Genomic DNA, 16,211 nt, shown 5'->3' with positions numbered 1-16,211 from the left:
CCCTCCCCTGGCTGGTGGCCGACCTTGGATATCAGGAGGCGGCCCGACTGCATTCCAGCTGCCGGCAGGAACCGTACTCGGGAAGCAATCCGGAGGCGCGGGCTTCGGCCAGCGACGGCGCGGCCGTATCGCGCGGGGACAACAGCGGGTCCGCCGTGCCCCACGCGATGCCGAGGTCGGGGTCGAGCGGGTGGACTGTGTGCTCACGAGCCGGGTTGTAGGTCTCCGAGCACAGGTAGGTCACCGTCGCATCGTCAGTGACGGCGCAGAACCCGTGCCCGAGCCCTTCGGCGAGGTAAACGGACCGCCGGTCGGTCTCATCCAGCAGGATCTTCTCCCACCGGCCGTAAGAGGGTGATCCCACTCTCAGGTCCACGACTACATCCAGAACCGCTCCCCGCACGCAAGTCACATACTTGGCTTGTCCAGGCGGTACGTCCGCGAAGTGGATGCCACGCAGGACGTCACGCCGCGAGACGGAGAGATTGGCCTGAGCCAGGCGCAGCGGATGCCCGATCTCGCACGCAAGCAGGTCGAACCGGTACCACTCCGCGAACCCTCCCCGGTCGTCCGTGTGCTGCTGGGGGGTGATCTGCCAGGCCCCCTCGATCCCCAAGGGGCGGATTTCCACGGCTCACCACTCCTTGGAAGGGTTGTCGACGAGGCCGAGCAGGTACTGGCCGTAACCGCTCTTGAGCAACGGGCTTCCCAGCTCACGCAGTTGCTGGTCATCGATGAACCCGCGCCGCCAGGCGACCTCCTCCACACAGCCGATCTTGAAGCCCTGGCGCTCCTCGATGACCCGTACGTACTCCGATGCCTGAACCAGAGAGGCGAAGGTCCCGGTGTCCAGCCAGACCGTGCCTCGGTCGAGCACCGTCACATGGAGACGTCCCTGTTGCATGTAGGCCTCGTTGATCGCGGTGATCTCGAGTTCGCCCCGCTCGCTGGGCTGCAGCTTTCCGGCCAGCTCCACCACCTCGTTGTCGTAGAAGTACATGCCGGCTGCGGCGTATTTGGACTTCGGCTCGGCAGGTTTCTCCTCGATGGTGAGGGCGGCTCCCTTCGCGTCGAACTCGACGACGCCGTAGGCCCTCGGGTCCGCCACCGGGTAGGCGAAGATCCGGCCGCCCTGGGGGTTGCGGTGCTGCCACAGCCGCGTACCCAGGCCACCTCCGTGGAAGATGTTGTCCCCGAGGATGAGCGCCACCGGGTCGTCCCCGATGAAGTGGGAGCCGATCACGAAGGCCTGGGCGATGCCTTCCGGGCGTTCCTGCGCCGCGTAGCTCAGAGCCAGGCCGAGGTGAGATCCGTCGCCGAGCAGCCGCTGGAATTGACCCTTTTCCTCAGGAGTGGTGATCACAAGTATCTCGCGAATTCCCGCCATCATGAGGGTGCTCAGCGGGTAGTAGACCATGGGTTTGTCGTAGACCGGGATGAGCTGCTTTGAGACAGCGCGGGTCGTCGGCCAGAGCCGGGAACCCGTACCGCCGGCAAGAAGTATTCCTCGCATCGTTGCCCGCGGGCCGGAATTCTGGATTCCGGCCCGCTTCCTCCTTCGACTGCACAGAGAGAATGTCGGTGCCGCCGACAGGGAAGCATGCCGACTGCCGGTCCCGCCACTGTCACCCGTCACGGCCGCACACTAAGCTTCGGTCCCATGCGAATACTTGTCACCGGCGGCGCCGGATTTATCGGCTCGGAGTTTGTCCGAAGCCTCCTCTTGACGCCCAGCACACCGAACACGTATAGTAATATCAAAATCACCGTCCTGGACAAGCTCACTTATGCGGGCTCGAATTCCGGGCTTGCAGACGCCGCGAAATACCCCGGATACTCCTTCGTGCACGGCGACATCTGCGACGGGGACCTGGTCGACGCGTTGATGGCCGACCACGACGCCGTGGTGCATTTCGCTGCCGAATCCCACGTCGATCGCTCCATAAGGAGCTCGAGCCCCTTCGTCACCACCAACGTTCTCGGCACGCAGGTCCTCTTGGACGCCGCTGTTCGCCGAGGAATCGGCCGCTTCGTCCACGTCTCGACGGACGAGGTGTACGGGTCGATACCCCACGGTTCCTGGACGGAGGACAGTCTGGTGGCACCGAACTCCCCTTACGCAGCCTCCAAGGCCGGCTCCGACCTGCTTGCCCTCGCCTACCACCGCACGCACGAACTGAACGTGGTGGTAACGCGCTGCTCCAACAACTACGGTCCCTACCAGTTCCCCGAGAAGGTCATTCCGCTATTCATCACGAACCTGCTGGAGGGCAAGAAGGTGCCGTTGTACGGCTCCGGACGCCACGTGCGCGAGTGGGTCCATGTATCCGACCACTGCCAAGGCGTCCTGCGCGCACTGCGGTACGGCCGGGCCGGCGACGTGTATCACATCGGCGGGGGCGTCGAGATGACGAATGAGGAACTCACCGGGGTCCTGCTGAAGGCGACGGGCACGAGCTGGGACATGGTGGAGCGGGTCCGGGATCGCAAGGGACACGACGCGAGGTACTCCCTGAACTACAGCAAGGCCCTCAGGACATTGGGGTACCGGCCCGGAATCGACTTCGCGGAAGGGCTGCAGGACACGGTCGCCTGGTACCGGCGGAACAGCGACTGGTGGAAACCGCTGAAGGAGAAGTAGCAGCCATGATAGCAGTGAATCACCGAAGGCCAGCAGGCTTCGCTCGTTGGCTCGTGACCGGCGCTTCGGGGGCCCTCGGCCAGGAGCTGCTCAGAGCGCTCGGGGCGGATCCTGGAGCGGAGGTGACCGGCGTCTCCCGAGCCGGTCTCGACATCACCGACTCCGCAGCGGTTCAGGACGCCGTCGCAGGCCATGACGTGGTGGTCAATGCCGCGGCATGGACCAATGTCGACGCGGCGGAGTCCGCCGAGGAGGCCGCAACCGAAGTCAACGGCACGGGCGTACGGCACCTGGCCGGAGCTTGTTCCGCATCGGGAGCGAAGCTGCTTCACGTCTCTACCGACTATGTCTTTCCGGGCGACGGCTGTGTCCCGTATAGCGAAGATGATCCGGTGGGTCCGCTGAACGCCTACGGGCGAAGCAAGCTCGCCGGGGAGAGCGCAGTCGCCGAAGTGCTGCCCCGTCACGGCTATGTCATCCGAACTGCCTGGCTCTACGGAGGGAAAGAGCGTAACTTCATAACCACCATGCTGGACCTCGCGACACGCCGGGAAACCGTGGAGGTGGTCGACGACCAGCACGGGCAGCCGACGTGGAACCGCGCCCTGGCGCACAAGCTGGTGGAGTTGGGCGGTAAGGCGTTCGAGGGAGAGGCCCCCGCGGGCATCTATCACGGCACCGCCGCCGGGCAGACCACCTGGTACGAACTGGCTCGCTCCATTTTCGAGCACGCAGGACTCGATCCGCAACGGATTCAGCCTATCTCATCCGAGGCTTTCCCCCAGCGGGCGAAACGTCCGGCGTTTAGCGTACTGAGCCACGACAGATGGGCTTCTGCCGGGCTCCTGCCACTGCAACACTGGGGCACCCAACTCACGGATGCGTTTGATCAGCTTCCCGCCCTCCGCGCCTCGATCCCGGATGCCGTCCGCACGGACCGATTGACGGGTACCCCTGAATAGCCGAAGAGACCACGCGCCGGGCGGAGTTCCTGCGCAACGGAGGATGGTGTCATACCGTCGTAGCAACACCACAGGTCACAGGGGTTGCTCATCAGAACACGACACATGCTCACCCTCGCTGAACGCGAGGAGATCACGCTCGCGTATGCACGCGGGGAGGGTGTGCGCGCCATCGCCCGCCTAATGGGACTTGCCGGGTCGGAAGGACTCGGTGACGTAGCCGCCAGCAGGTGAGCACTTTCGTCGCCAGAGGCCTTCGACCTCTGAGTGACTGTTGGGTATTCGGGGACGAGCGGTCGGTAACAGGCCGCCCCGCATGCTCCGACATGACGCGGCCCCGGAATGATCGCTTGGTGTTCCGATGCAAAGATTCCGGGGCCGCTGATGCCCAATGCTATCCCTCCGACCTGTCCGACGCCGCCTGGGCGCTGATCGAACCCCTCATGCCCGTCCGCTACCGGCGCAAAGGCGGCGCTCCGTGCAAGTACGGCGACCGGCTGGTGCTCGACGCGATCCTGTTCGTGCTGCGCTCGGGGTGCCAGTGGCGGATGATCCCCCGCGACCTGCTGCCGTGGGACGCCGCCTACCGCTGATACCGCCCCTGGGCCGACGACGGCACCTGGGACCGCCTCCACAACGGGTTGCGCGACCTGGTGGCACCGCCGAGGGCCGCGACCCCGAGCCCTCGGCCGCGGTGCTGGACGCCCAGTCGATCAAATCCAGCGAAGGCGGCCCCGACCGCGGGTTCGACGCGGGCAAGAAGACCACCGGCCGCAAGCGCCACCTGAGCACCGACACCCTCGGGCTCGTACTGGTAGTCGCGGTGACTGATGCGCCCCGGTTTTGATGCAGGCTGCGTTACCTGTCTCCGACCCGGGCGGGTTCGGCGTTGTGATCATAGCCTGCCGCCCGATAGATCGCCTCGACCTCGGCCGGAGCGCGGTGGTCGAGCTCGCCGTGGAGGCGCCGGTGGTTGTACCAATCGACGTACTCCGCCACAGCGAACTCGACGTCGTTGATCGAGGCCCACCCGCGGCCGCGCTTGACTCCGGATGCCGGCCCTGCGCCCAGCATCGTCCTCGGCCGCCTCCCGCGTTGCAGGCCCTGCAGGCCCAGGGCGCGCATCAGCCGCTCGACGGTCCAGCGCGCCACGCGGATTCCCTCGCGCTTAAGCACCGCATGGACCCTCCGCGCACCGTAGACCCCGTAATTGTCGCCGAACACGCGCATGATCTCCTTTTTGAGTTCCGCGCCGCGCACGGTGCGCGCCGCGGGCGCGCGCGTCTTCGACGCGTAATAGGTCCGCGGAGCGATCCGCACGCCCGCGTCGTTCAGGACTGCGCAGATCGGCTCGACTCCGAGCTTCTTCCCCTCGACGATCCGGTCGCGGTGGGCGTCGATATCGTCGATGACCACCGCGACCGGGACTTCGCGGTCGTGTGATCCGCCTCGGGTCACTTCGTTTTGCGGTCGAGCTCCGCTTGCGCGAAAAAAGCCGCAGATGTCTTGAGGATTTCATTGGCTCGCTTGAGCTCGCGGTTCTCGCGTTCGAGCTGGGCGATGCGCTCGGCGTCCTCGCCGGCCCGGCCCGGTGCCCGGCCGGTGTCGGCTTCGGCCCGCTTGACCCAGGAGCGCAGGGCCTCGGGGTGGATGTCCAGCTGGTCGGCGATGCGGCGGGTCGGCCCCATCCTCTGGCCCTCGGCCGCGATCGCGTCCAACGCCATGCGTGTGGCGCGTTCACGCAACTCGTCGCTGTACTTCTTCGGTGCTGCCATGCTCTGCATCCTTCCTGGGATCAGAGCCTGCACAGAACCCGGGGCGCAACACCGGTCGTCCGCCCCACTCCTGCGCGGGACGCTCGATCTCCGGTTCCGCCTCGGCGGTGCCGGCGGAGTCCGCCCCACTCCTGCGCGGGACGCTCAGCAACCTACCTGCAACGACGTAGGGCGTCACCATCCTGCAACATCGAACTCAATGGCATGGAAGCCAACTGCTCATTCTCGCTCGATGCAGGAGACCGCCATATCAACTGGAAATCCATTAGCAAGGGCGTGTGCTCCATCGGTGCTCGGCTGTCACGGACGCGGGCGGCACACCGCGTCACAGCACAGCATTGACGATGGAACTCCGGTGGATAAAATAGCAGGTAGCGGCATTATTCGACGCTACGAGAAACAATTCGAAGGAACTTCTAATCCGACGGCCGCAGGTTCGAATCCTGCCAGGTGCACCTATTATTGCAGGTGAGCGGCGTGCATGCCCTCGCTTGGCCCTCCGTTGACGGCCGCGTGTGCTCCACGTGTGCTCTCAAGTTCGGACTCAGTCGCCACTGCAGGTCAGCGGGCTCCCGGCCCAGCGGGCGGTTCCGCAGCGGCCCGGGCGTCCTTTCCTCCGAAACCACCCCCGCCGGTCCCGCCGTGGCCCACGTCGGTCCCACACCGGCCGCTGCACGACCCTCGTGGCGGGCCCTCGGGCTGATAGCGGATATCGGTGCTCATCGGTGATCGTGAACGGTACCTCCTCACAACCGTGGGGATCGGCCGGTGCCCTCACCGGCACCGTGCGGCGCGCGCGGTCCATCCCCACGTCCGTGGGGCTCGGGGCAAACCACTGCGGATACGGCAACGGGGCTCCGGTCCATCCCCACGTCCGTGGGGCTCGGACTTACCGACCTGCGAAAACGCACGCCGTTATTGTTTCTTAACCGGAATTCGGCCACCGACGGACAACGTCGTAATCACACAATCACTCTCAGTTCTCACTACCCGGCTATCCCGCCAGACGCAGACTCGCGTGCGCGCGACCCTCACTCTCCACCCGCAATGCCAACCATAACCACCGGGCCGCCGGCACCCGGCCGTCATGAGCTCGCGGCCCCTGGCAGACGCCGATCGGGATTCACACCACGAACCGCCAAGCCAGAAAGCATCGACACCACCCTGGCGTCTGAACGACCACTGCCCGCGCGTGCGTTCGGCCTGAGCTACGCGCGGGGCGGCACGGCTCCGACCCGGCGGTTGCTGCCCGGCATCAGCAGCAGGACGTCCTCGAAACCGTGGCGGATCAGCCGCTCCATCTCCTCAAGAGCGGGACCGTCGCGGTGGCCGTAGGGGCCGACCAGGGCCGCATAGCGCGGGACCCAGGCGAATCCGGGCTCGAGGCGGTCGTCGACGTGGACGGTGAACATCCGAGCCAACGAATGCAGGAGCCGGTCGGAGGGGGCGCCGGCGATGGAATCGGCGAGGTTGGCCACCAGGATGTCCCGGCTCAGGACGGGATCGCCGAGGTGGACGCTGCGGGAATCCGCAGACAACGAAGCTCCTTCCTCTCATCGAGCGGGACAAGCGCAGGCACGGAACCGGCGGCGCGGTGCCCTCTGCCCGCGCCGATGCCCGTAGGCGCGGCGACGGGCGAGGAGCGGCGCGGTGTGGCCGGTGTCAGGCCTGCCGGGCGGCATCGCCGGACAGCAACCCGGCCGTGGCCTCGGCCGCCTCGCGGGCCACACGGGGAAACACGCTCTGATACGTGTCCTGAGTGAACGCCGTAGTGGAATGGCCCAACTCCGCCGACACCACCTTGACGTCGACCCCGGCGGCCAGGCTCAGCGAGGCCGCGCCGTGGCGCAGATCGTGCAGACGGATCGGCGGCAGACCGGCCCGGGCGGCGATGCGGGCGAACTCCTCACTGACCCACGAGGGCCGCAGCCCCGTCCCGTCGGGGTGGGTGAACACCAACCCGGACTCGTTCCAGTCGGGCCCGGCGGCCAGACGCTCCTTGTTCTGGCGGGTACGCCACTCCTGCAGGACCCGGGTGGTCGCCTCGTCCAGCGTGACGCTCCGCTCCCCGGCGCGGCTCTTGGGCACGGAGGTCAGCGTGTCCCAGCCGAGCTGGATCATCTGGATGCGGATATCGACGGCCTGGTCCTCCAGGCTGGTCTCGGCACTACGGTGCAACGGCCGCCTTCGGCGGATCGCGCCTAAGTTGCGCGTTCCGTGCCCGGTGCGGCGCCGGTATCGGCACCGCACCGGACGCAAGCTCTTCATCGTCGCATACACATCCGGGCATTCGTCGGCATTTGCGGAGTCGCGCGTGTGGAATCGGTGACCGCCGGTGGCGGGAGGTTCTTCGGTCCGAAATCCCTTCCATCTCGAAGCCTTGCGAACGCCGACACGCGACGGTTCCTGCCGGAACTGGAACGCATACGCTCCTTCGGACGGATAGGGGTACCCACGAACCGTTACGCGATATCGATACCGTCGCTTGACGCGAATACATTTCTGGCGTAGAAATGCGCCGTAAGAACGATGAGCGGTAGTCGGTAAGCAGCCGCTCAGAGGGATTCGGTGGATGCATCCCGGGATCTGCCACCACTCCGATGTAAGCGAGCATGCGCCGTGTCCATCGAGGACACGCACCCGATGGAAGGCCGATACTTCAGACTTCCATCTCATATTCACATGTTCCGCGACATGTTTCGAAAGGATCCGCAATGGCACAGCAGGTGCAGGTACTGCTCGTCGACGACGTGGACGGCGGCACGGCCGAGGAGACCGTGTCCTTCGCGCTCGACGGCAAGTCCTATGAGATCGACCTCAACGCCGACAACGCCGAGGAATTGCGCCGGTCGCTCACCCCGTTCGTCGAGTCCGCGCGCAAGGCGCGGAGCACGAAGGCCGCGGTCTCCAAGCGCAAGAGTCAGCAGAGCAGCAGCAGAGAGCGCACCGCCGAAATCCGCGCGTGGGCCAAGCAGCAGGGCAAGCAGGTCAACGACCGGGGACGTATCCCCGCCTCGATCATCGCCGAGTATGAAGCCGCCCATTGATGCCCGGCCCGGCGGGTGATGGCGGTTAGGGGTTCCGCAGGTAGGCGCCACGGTCGACGGGTTGGCCGATCGTCCCAGCGGTGAGTGACCCGGGAATCAATCAGTAGTCGTCAGGTCACGACGACGGCGTTGGCGAGAGCGCTGAAGGCGCTGATGACGCGGGCGCGTCGTTCGGTACAGACCGCGAGCTTGCGGAACCCGCGGTTGTGCCAGGAGTTGGTGCGTTCGACGAACCATCGCTTGCCCGCTTGGAGTGGGACGTCCTTCTGACTGATCACACCATCGCAGCCGAGTTCGTCGAGCAGGTCACGGGTCTTGGCCGAGTCGTAGCCAGCGTCGGGATGCACTGTGATGCCGTCGGGCAGACCGGCGCCCATGCTCTGACCGAACCGGCCGGGATCCTCCAGCGTGGGTCGCAGCGGCGGTGAGTCATTGCGATGCGCGCCCGCGATCACGCACCCAGCGGGATGCCGGTGGCGTCGACCGGCAGGGAGCGTTCGGTGCCCTGCTTCCCTCGGCCTACAGGGCGATCTGCCTGCGGCTTCGCCGCCGCAGGGTGCCTTGACGGTGCACCCATCAACGGTGAGCTCGCTCAGGTCGAGGCCGACGCTCTTGTCGTAGGCCTCCAGACACAGTTACTCGAGTTGGGTGAAGCCCCCCGGCCGCGATCCACTCGTCGCGTCGGTTGCGGATGGTGGTCGCCGAACAAGACGAGTCGGCGATCCGTTCATAGGAGGCGCCCAGCACCAGAACCTGGACGAGTTTGTCGAGCACGGTCCGGTCGGGGATGCGTGGGTTGTGGCAGCACAGCGGACGAGTATCGATGCGTTCGGGAATCAGCACGGCGAACTGGTCCCAGACCGGTTCGATGACAGGAGATGGCAGGGCAGGCGCGAGGACCTCAGGGGAGAGAAGACGGCGTAGAACACCTCTTCTGCTACCGAGGCTCGTGCCTGTTCGGCATCACCGACACCCACCTACCCGGGCGCTCTCGTAGCACAGCTGTTTCTATAGCTTGCTCCGCGCCCGCCGGCCCGGCGACGGTCCAGACCGGCGGGCGGGGCGACGTCACGCAGGGGAGCCGAGCGGCGGGTGCTCGAGCACCCGAGGCTTGTACTCGACCAGCTGGATGCGGCCGTCGAAGGTGCGGTGCTCGATCATCTCGAGGGCGACGTCCGGATAGCCGTCGTAGATGCGTTCTGCGCCCGTGGCCCCGGTGATCACCGGGAACATCACGACCCGGAAGCGGTCGACGAGACCGGCTCGTAGCAGGGACCGGCACAGGCTCAGGCTGCCGATCGTGCTGAGGAGCCCCGAGCCACTCGACTTCATGGCGCGGACCGCCTCGACAGCGTCGTCGCGGACGAGCGTGGAGTTGGCCCACGTCAGTGGCTCCTCGAGTGAGGAGGAGAACACCACCTTGGACGCTTGCGTGAGCTCGTCGACGGACGCTTCTTCTTCGGGCCTGAACTCGTCTTGGCCATTCGGGACCTGGCCAGCGGCGAAGCCCGACATCTGGCGGTAGGTATTCGCTCCCATCAGGTGGGTGGCCTCGGGCTGCTCGCCGAGCCAGGCGAGGTACTCCGGGCCCTCAAGGCCCCAGAACCCGGGCCATCCCTCTCCCGATGCGTGGCCGTCGAGGGAGGTGATGAAGTCAACGAGAAGCTCCGACATGGCGGTGTCCTTTCTAGGGTGTCATGAGCTTTGACCGGCCGGGAGCCACAAACTCATCGCCGGGCTGTGAGGTAACGAGGAAATCCATGACGCTGCAGCCGATCGTCTCGTCCGAGGAGCGGGAGGCAGCGTGGCACTGCGTTTCGGAGCGGTCGACGTGCGCCCAGCATGCCTTCGCGCCCGCGCGTTGCGAGGCGTCCGCGAATGCGTCGCTCGTAAACAACGATCCCTACCCGCACGATCTCTTACTCGGGACGAGCCGCCTGCAGGGCCGCGGCGGGGTCGTGCAAAAGGGGCCGAACGCAGCACGATGAGGCAATTGCCCTGTTCCGGTCCGGTGCCGTCGGCTTCCTCGACGGACGCCGCGCGCTCACGCAGGGCCCGGGTCACAGCCGCTGCCGCGGGAGCAAGCGCGGGCGCGTCGGTGCGCTGCGGATTCAGCGAGGCCGGGGTGGCGCGCTTGTTGGCCACCCACGTCTTGCGTGTCGGCGACTGGCTGATGGCGCCCTCGTGCTGCAACCGGGTGAGGTGGGCCATTACCGGCGCTGCGGGGCCCACGAGGCGGGCGAGGTCGGCGGTGGTGCTGTCGGGACGGTCGGCGACGGTCTGGCGCACCCGTTCGCTGCCGCCGTCGTCGGTGCCGTCGCGGCGGCCGCGGCTGGGGGGCGGCCGACCGCCACAGCAACGGGGAGCTTCCTGTGACAGGCGGGTCGGGATCGAGTCGGCACTGGGCGTGTCCCTCCTCCTGCAGCGCGCGCAACCGGCTGCGTACCGAGACGCGGGGCCGGTCGAGCGCGTGCGCGATGTCCTTGGCCCGGGCATCGGGGTGGTCGTCCAGATAGCTGACGACCAGGCGACTCAGCAGCGAGTCGGATCGGGCGCGCGGGTGCGGGATGGTGGCGCGCCAGACGGCGCTAGCCGTGGGCGGACAGTCCGTTGAGTGCGGTGATGACGCGGCGGGTGTCGGCGAGGGCGTCGGGGCGGGGGGCGACGGCCTGGAGTTGCTGTCCGGATTGGCTGAGGGGGATCGTGCCGGCGTCGACTGCCCGTTCGGCTGGCCCGTAGCCTTCGCCGACGCCGTGTTGCGCCCTGAGTTTGTTGCAGGCGTCGTTGACTGTCATCCGGCCCGCACGGGCTCGGCGGACTGATCGTAGCCGCTCATGCGGTGAGCGGCCTCGACCTCGGCGGGAGCACGTTGGCCCAGCTCGCCGTGGAGGCGCCGGTGGTTGTCCCAGTCGACGTACTCGGCGACAGCGAGCTCGACATCGTTGACTGATGCCCAGCCGCGGCCGCGTTTCACGGGGTTGTGGATCAACTCGCCCTTGAACAGCGAATTGAATGCCTCAGCCATCGCGTTATCGTAGGAATCCCCGCGGGAGCCGACCGGCGCGACTGCCTCGGCTTCGGCCAGGCGCTCGGTATAGCGAACGGCCCGATACTGAACTCCGCGGTCGAAAATGGTGAATCAACCCGGTCACGTCCAGGGCGGTTTCATTCTCCGTGTTGGCTGGCGTAACCGCTGGTCACGCTATGCCGAGGAGATCGAGCGGGCGGGTGAAGCAGTCATAGCCCACCCACCGGTAGGCCGCAGGGATACTCGCGAACCCCAATCCGGACAGCACGCCGATCGCGGCGTCGCGTAGCAGAGCCATGTTCTGCGGCGCATGACCCGTGCGCACCCGCGATGCGTCCTCGCCGAAACTCACGTCGCGGATGTGGTGGCGGGCGTGCGAGTCGGCCAGGGGCGCGGTTCCAGCGTTTCGGCTGGTCGTTTCCCCTGGCCGCTCGCCCGAACCCGGCGTGCCAGTTTCCCGGCACCGGGCTCTCCACGAGTCCCTCGGGCGTCAACTGTTCTCTGACTGCCTGGACCACGGGAGCGGGATCGCGTTGCCCCGGTAGAGGTACCGCTGGATGGGCACCGCCGCGGGACGGAACAGGTCCACACCGTCAGCGGCGTAACCCCACCGGTCGCGGGGCGAACCGTAAGTGCGGACGATCCATCTCCAGTGCCGACGCCGGTGACGTCGGCGCAACCACTTCCAGACCCGGTGCCACACGTAATGATCGAGTTCGCTGAACGCGATCTTCGAGGCCCCGTGACGGTAGTAGTTGGTCCAGCCCCGCAGGATCTGCCCGAGACGGGTGAAGACCACTGCGGGGTCCATGTTCATGGTCTGTCGTCCGGTCATCTCCTTGACCTTGGCCCGGACCGCCTTGGCGGCCTTGACCGAGGGGTAGGAGTAGACCCGACGGCGGTCGGTCCCCCATTGAGTGTGCCGCTGGATGCGGAACCCGAGGAAGTCGAACCCGTCGTCGATGTGGACAGTGCGGGTCTTGTCGGCGGCCAGCCGCAGCCCGAGACGGGCTGCGACGTCGGCGACTTCGCCGCGTAGAGCGTGGGCGTGCCCGACGGTGCCGTGGACCAGGACGACCAGGTCGTCGGCGTACCTCACCAGCCGGTACGTCGCCCCACCGCGTCTGCGGTGCCTGCGGCGCCCGGTGTTACCGCCGTGCCGGTCCCACTGCGCGTCGAAGTGCTCGTCGATCGCGCTCAGGGCGATGTTGGCGAGCAGCGGCGACAAGATCCCGCCCTGTGGTGTGCCCGACGGCGTGTTGCGAAGGTCGCCTTCACCGGTCAGGACTCCCGCATGCAGGAACGCCTTGACCAGCGCCAGAACCTTCTTGTCCCCGACGCGGGCACGCACCCGGTCCATCAGGACCGGGTGGGAGATCTCGTCGAAGCACGCCGCGATATCGGTCTCGAACACCCACTCATAGCCCACCCGGGCGTGGTGGATGACGTCCTCGATCGCGTCCTGGGCCCTGCGTCCCGGCCGAAACCCATAACTCGACGAACTGAACCCGGTCTCGAAGATCGGTTCCAGCACGAGTTTGAGGGAGGCCTGGACCACACGGTCCCGGATCGTCGGGATGCCCAGGCGACGCACCTTCCCACCGGATTTCGGGATCCGGCGCTCCGCCACAGGCAGTGGGACGAACACACGCGCCTTCACATCGGCGCGTATACGGGCCAGGAACCCGGCAAGCCCATCGCCGGTGTTCTCGATCTCATACGCGGTCCACCCGTCGACCCCCGCGGTCCGCGCACCCGTGTTCGCCCTGACCCGGCGCCATGCTTGAAGCAGGAACGCCGGGTCGGCCACAAGGTTGAACAGATCATCGAACCGGCGGCCGGGGTCGGCCGCCGCCCGATCGTGCAGCTTGGACTGAATTCCCAGTACCCGCGAGGCCGCCGTGGCGGCATCGAACGGAACGCCGGTGTTCACCAGCGTGGCTCCTGACATTTCCTCTCCTTGCTGCGGTGACTCGCTGCGGCCCTTCCCCATGCGGACGGCGTTACCGTCCTCGGAGTACTACGGCCGCTCCGCCCCGTGCGGGGCCCGACAGCGGACAGCGCGCCTGCCCCTCCCCGCCGCTGGAGGCGGCGGTGGGTGAGGGCAGACCCCGCACGGTTCCCATGTTCACTCCGTTCCGGTCCTCACGTGAGGGACCCGGCTATACCCCGGCGGTCGTCGTCCCGCCCGCAGACTCGCGGGACGACCTGCCCGGCACGGCCGGCAGCCGTATCGGGCGGGAGCCTGCTTATCGAAACAGCCCGGCCCGCACCGCAGTCCCGCCCCATATCCACCAGGTTTGAGAACGGTTCTGGCTAACGAGGCGTCAAGCACCGGTTCCTTGCGTATCCCTTCGTGAGTTGCTGGCCGGGCCCGCGCGGTCTGGTAGTGCCCGCACATCCCGACGGTGTCAGGGCCGCTTGCCACCACCACGCCTACGCTTCCTACGGCATGGTGGCTGCCCTCAGCTTCTACCCGGCCGCTGCGACGGCCGGGCGACAGGGGTCTTTCACCCCCGTCCGGTAACGAAGCGCCTCATGGCGCACCTCGATGCGCCAGTGCCCGCGCACCAGGCGCGCCAACTCCTCCGCTGCGGCTCGTTCGGCCGACAGGCTCGTGACCAGGTAGGCATAGGTGCGTCGCGCCCGACCGGTGGCGATAATGCGCACCCACCGGTGGATGCGCACCACCTGGGCGGCGTAGGGGAACGCGATCCCCGCAACGGTGAGCACCTTGGCGGTGCGCACCTCCTCGCGCCCGTGTGCACGCTCCCGGCCCCGGTCCAGCACCGGCGCCTGGGCCCACGGCAGCTTCTTGGCCTGGCGGAACAGGGTGGGTTGGTTGGCCTTGACGGTCAGCAGGTAATCGGCGCCGCGCCCGGCCAGGTACTCGGCGGTGGCGGTCTGGGTATGCAGCGCATCGGCGCTGACCACACACCCGGCGGTATCCAGTCCGCCAAGCAGGTCGCCCAGGGCCGCGATCTCGCTGGTCTTGTCGCCCACCCGCACCTGGGCGGCGGTGCTCCCCTCGGCGGTCATCGCGGCCAGCAGATGGGCGGGCCCGGATTCGGGGGTGGCCGACCCGCGCAGGCTCTTGCCGTCGACGATCAGCACCGCGGTGTGCTCGACGGCGCTGAGGCCCAGCAGCACGGCCGGGTCCAACGCGGTGAGCACGCGGCGGATGGTGGCGGGGCTGGGGGCCTGGCGCAGGCCCAGGGCCGGGCTGGTGGTGCGGGCGTGGAGCCGGGCCAGGGTGGGCTGGGGCGCGTTGGCCGCCCACTGGCCGATCGCCTCCAGGCAGCGGGCGCCGGCCACCACCGCGCACAGGGCAGCGAGCAGGATGCATCCCAGCGGGTGGCACCGTCCCCGCCGGTCGCGGGGATCACAGTCCTCACCCGGCAGGCGCGGCATGCTCGACGGCGCGGAGAGGGCAAGGCAGGGCATGGCAGACTGGAGGCGCAACGGAGTCCCTTGGAAGTCAGAGATGTAGGAGTCCCTGTCCTTCTAGCGGGCTCCGTTGTTGCGTGCGCGGGCTTCCTCTGGATCGCTACGAGGCTGTGACCAGTACAGTCATCACTCACCCCCGACTTTGCAACCGCCCTGGACAAGGGCCGGGAACAAAGGCGGCGACCATGCACTACGCATTCCACGTCCCCGGCACCCTGGCCCGATCGGCGGCCCGCAGCAGCTTGGGCAGGGCGACCGGAAACGTGTCCATCTTCGCGAGGAGAAGGGTCAGGGGCACTGCGTCACTCATCAGGGAAATACGCCCATGCCCTACTACAATCCTCTGGCTTCGCGGCGCGTGATGGCGAACACCACCAGCAGGCTTGGCGTTCTCTCTCTTGGTCAGTGCACGCGCTGGTGTGGAGAGGGGTAGGGGCGGTCGTGAGTCACCGCGGAGATCGACTTTCCACCGTCAACCGGAAGCGTCGCCCCTGTGATCCATGAGGCCCGTGGCGAAAGCAGGAAAGCCGCTGCGTGGGCGACATCTTCCGGATCACCGATGCGTTGTAGCGGGTAGCTGGCGGCGACCATCTCATTGGGAAGGGTCATGATCGAATCAGCGAAGGAGGTCCGGACAAAGGCTGGAGCGAGGGTATTGACCCTTACCCGAGGGGCGAGTTGATCGGCCAGATCCACCGACAATTGGTGGAGCGCGGCCTTGGTGGCGCTGTAGGCGCCGAGGCGGAAGGCTCCGAATGCACCGACCGTCGACATCAACAAGATCGACCCACCATATCCGTCCATCCAGCTCTGCCAAGCAAGCTGAGTGTAGCCGAGAGCACCAGCGACGTTGCTGTCGAACATACGCACCAGGGAATCCGGGTCTGTTTCGAGGAGTGGGGTATGGCCAACCGGATTGATTCCTGTGTTGTAGACGAGAAGATCCAACCTGCCGAATCGCTCCATGATGCGGTCGACTGCGGCCCGCCTCTCGGCATCCTTCCTGCTGTTGGCACGAATCGCCAGTGTTGGGCTCCCGGTCTCCCTCTGGATAACGTCGGCGGCATCCTGCAGCGGACCTTCCGTACGCGCTGTCAAGGCTACCTGAGCTCCCTGGGATGCCAGCTCGTAGGCAATAGCGTATCCGATCCCGCGACTGGCGGAGGCAACCAGGGCCGTCTGTCCAGCGAATTCTCGATATCCGGAGACGCGGTCGTGGTACAACGCGGTCCGAGGTCGATTTTCCTGCACGCGATCCGCAGACATCTTCCACCTTCCATCGGTATTCATTCTCCGCAGAAAACAAGCGAC

15 protein-coding genes and 6 pseudogenes are annotated in these 16,211 nt (G+C 66.9%); 6 read left to right on the top strand and 15 right to left on the bottom strand.

What is annotated here, in order from left to right; genetic code table 11:
• Positions 1 to 31: 31 nt before the first annotated feature.
• Both HNR25_RS18605 and rfbA read right to left on the bottom strand, forming a co-directional pair.
• On the bottom strand, positions 32 to 631 hold the full coding sequence (locus tag HNR25_RS18605; RefSeq protein ID WP_184637179.1) for a dTDP-4-dehydrorhamnose 3,5-epimerase family protein: 600 nt from the start codon (positions 629 to 631) through the stop codon (positions 32 to 34).
• A gap of 3 nt (positions 632 to 634) precedes the next feature.
• The gene (rfbA, locus tag HNR25_RS18600; RefSeq protein ID WP_184637177.1) at positions 635 to 1,513 is read right to left on the bottom strand and encodes a glucose-1-phosphate thymidylyltransferase RfbA; all 879 of its coding nucleotides are present in this window, start codon (positions 1,511 to 1,513) and stop codon (positions 635 to 637) included.
• Between the two features lie 147 nt (positions 1,514 to 1,660).
• Here rfbA and rfbB point away from each other — a divergent pair, with 147 nt between their 5' ends.
• The 5 genes and pseudogenes from rfbB to HNR25_RS25415 all read left to right on the top strand — a co-directional run bounded on the left by rfbB (position 1,661) and on the right by HNR25_RS25415 (position 4,450).
• The gene (rfbB, locus tag HNR25_RS18595; RefSeq protein WP_184637174.1) at positions 1,661 to 2,641 is read left to right on the top strand and encodes a dTDP-glucose 4,6-dehydratase; all 981 of its coding nucleotides are present in this window, start codon (positions 1,661 to 1,663) and stop codon (positions 2,639 to 2,641) included.
• A gap of 5 nt (positions 2,642 to 2,646) precedes the next feature.
• The gene (gene rfbD / locus HNR25_RS18590) at positions 2,647 to 3,603 is read left to right on the top strand and encodes a dTDP-4-dehydrorhamnose reductase (protein ID WP_184637172.1); all 957 of its coding nucleotides are present in this window, start codon (positions 2,647 to 2,649) and stop codon (positions 3,601 to 3,603) included.
• A gap of 90 nt (positions 3,604 to 3,693) precedes the next feature.
• Positions 3,694 to 3,792: pseudogene (locus HNR25_RS27130) on the top strand (helix-turn-helix domain-containing protein); the annotation flags it as partial.
• Positions 3,793 to 3,956: 164 nt separating this feature from the next.
• Positions 3,957 to 4,196 carry a transposase gene (locus HNR25_RS26895; protein WP_221457704.1) on the top strand — a complete coding sequence of 80 codons (240 nt, stop codon included), beginning with the start codon at positions 3,957 to 3,959 and terminating at the stop codon, positions 4,194 to 4,196.
• Positions 4,175 to 4,450 (top strand): hypothetical protein, encoded by a 276-nt coding sequence (locus HNR25_RS25415; protein WP_221457703.1) that lies wholly within the window; start codon positions 4,175 to 4,177, stop codon positions 4,448 to 4,450. Before HNR25_RS26895 ends, HNR25_RS25415 begins: the two co-directional genes overlap by 22 nt.
• Before the next feature lie 11 nt (positions 4,451 to 4,461).
• Here the strand turns inward: HNR25_RS25415 and HNR25_RS27125 are convergent.
• The 5 genes and pseudogenes from HNR25_RS27125 to HNR25_RS26100 all read right to left on the bottom strand — a co-directional run.
• A pseudogene (locus HNR25_RS27125) lies at positions 4,462 to 4,632 on the bottom strand (IS3 family transposase); the annotation flags it as partial.
• A 66-nt stretch (positions 4,633 to 4,698) separates the two neighbouring features.
• A pseudogene (locus tag HNR25_RS27120) lies at positions 4,699 to 4,863 on the bottom strand (IS3 family transposase); the annotation flags it as partial.
• Positions 4,864 to 5,057: 194 nt separating this feature from the next.
• Complete coding sequence (locus HNR25_RS18570) at positions 5,058 to 5,378, bottom strand: transposase (RefSeq protein ID WP_184637166.1); 321 nt, start codon at positions 5,376 to 5,378, stop codon at positions 5,058 to 5,060.
• Between the two features lie 1,208 nt (positions 5,379 to 6,586).
• Positions 6,587 to 6,916, bottom strand: coding sequence for a hypothetical protein (locus HNR25_RS18565; RefSeq protein WP_184637164.1), 330 nt, complete (start codon positions 6,914 to 6,916; stop codon positions 6,587 to 6,589).
• Between the two features lie 124 nt (positions 6,917 to 7,040).
• Positions 7,041 to 7,532 (bottom strand): annotated as a pseudogene (locus HNR25_RS26100) (site-specific integrase); the annotation flags it as partial.
• A gap of 560 nt (positions 7,533 to 8,092) precedes the next feature.
• Here HNR25_RS26100 and HNR25_RS18555 point away from each other — a divergent pair.
• Positions 8,093 to 8,425, top strand: coding sequence for a histone-like nucleoid-structuring protein Lsr2 (locus HNR25_RS18555; protein WP_184637160.1), 333 nt, complete (start codon positions 8,093 to 8,095; stop codon positions 8,423 to 8,425).
• A gap of 50 nt (positions 8,426 to 8,475) precedes the next feature.
• On the opposite strand, the pseudogene HNR25_RS18550 reads toward HNR25_RS18555, so the two are convergent.
• The 8 genes and pseudogenes from HNR25_RS18550 to HNR25_RS18515 form a co-directional block, all read right to left on the bottom strand.
• Positions 8,476 to 9,310: pseudogene (locus HNR25_RS18550) on the bottom strand (IS5 family transposase); the annotation flags it as partial.
• A gap of 183 nt (positions 9,311 to 9,493) precedes the next feature.
• Positions 9,494 to 10,099, bottom strand: a complete 606-nt coding sequence (locus tag HNR25_RS18545; RefSeq protein WP_184637158.1) for a dihydrofolate reductase family protein — start codon at positions 10,097 to 10,099, stop codon at positions 9,494 to 9,496.
• A gap of 914 nt (positions 10,100 to 11,013) precedes the next feature.
• The gene (locus HNR25_RS18540) at positions 11,014 to 11,220 is read right to left on the bottom strand and encodes a hypothetical protein (RefSeq protein ID WP_184637156.1); all 207 of its coding nucleotides are present in this window, start codon (positions 11,218 to 11,220) and stop codon (positions 11,014 to 11,016) included.
• A pseudogene (locus HNR25_RS18535) lies at positions 11,217 to 11,571 on the bottom strand (integrase core domain-containing protein); the annotation flags it as partial. The pseudogene HNR25_RS18535 and the gene HNR25_RS18540, both read right to left, overlap by 4 nt.
• Before the next feature lie 51 nt (positions 11,572 to 11,622).
• On the bottom strand, positions 11,623 to 11,751 hold the full coding sequence (locus HNR25_RS26625) for a hypothetical protein (RefSeq protein WP_281387597.1): 129 nt from the start codon (positions 11,749 to 11,751) through the stop codon (positions 11,623 to 11,625).
• Positions 11,752 to 11,943: 192 nt separating this feature from the next.
• Complete coding sequence (gene ltrA / locus HNR25_RS18525) at positions 11,944 to 13,404, bottom strand: group II intron reverse transcriptase/maturase (RefSeq protein WP_184637151.1); 1,461 nt, start codon at positions 13,402 to 13,404, stop codon at positions 11,944 to 11,946.
• A 521-nt stretch (positions 13,405 to 13,925) separates the two neighbouring features.
• The gene (locus HNR25_RS18520; RefSeq protein ID WP_184637149.1) at positions 13,926 to 14,897 is read right to left on the bottom strand and encodes an ISAs1 family transposase; all 972 of its coding nucleotides are present in this window, start codon (positions 14,895 to 14,897) and stop codon (positions 13,926 to 13,928) included.
• A gap of 405 nt (positions 14,898 to 15,302) precedes the next feature.
• The gene (locus HNR25_RS18515; RefSeq protein ID WP_184637147.1) at positions 15,303 to 16,166 is read right to left on the bottom strand and encodes an SDR family oxidoreductase; all 864 of its coding nucleotides are present in this window, start codon (positions 16,164 to 16,166) and stop codon (positions 15,303 to 15,305) included.
• Between the last annotated feature and the right edge of the window lie 45 nt (positions 16,167 to 16,211).

This window comes from Streptomonospora salina, from assembly GCF_014204715.1.
Classification (GTDB): domain Bacteria; phylum Actinomycetota; class Actinomycetes; order Streptosporangiales; family Streptosporangiaceae; genus Streptomonospora; species Streptomonospora salina.
This window is presented reverse-complemented; position numbering and strand designations above follow the sequence as displayed.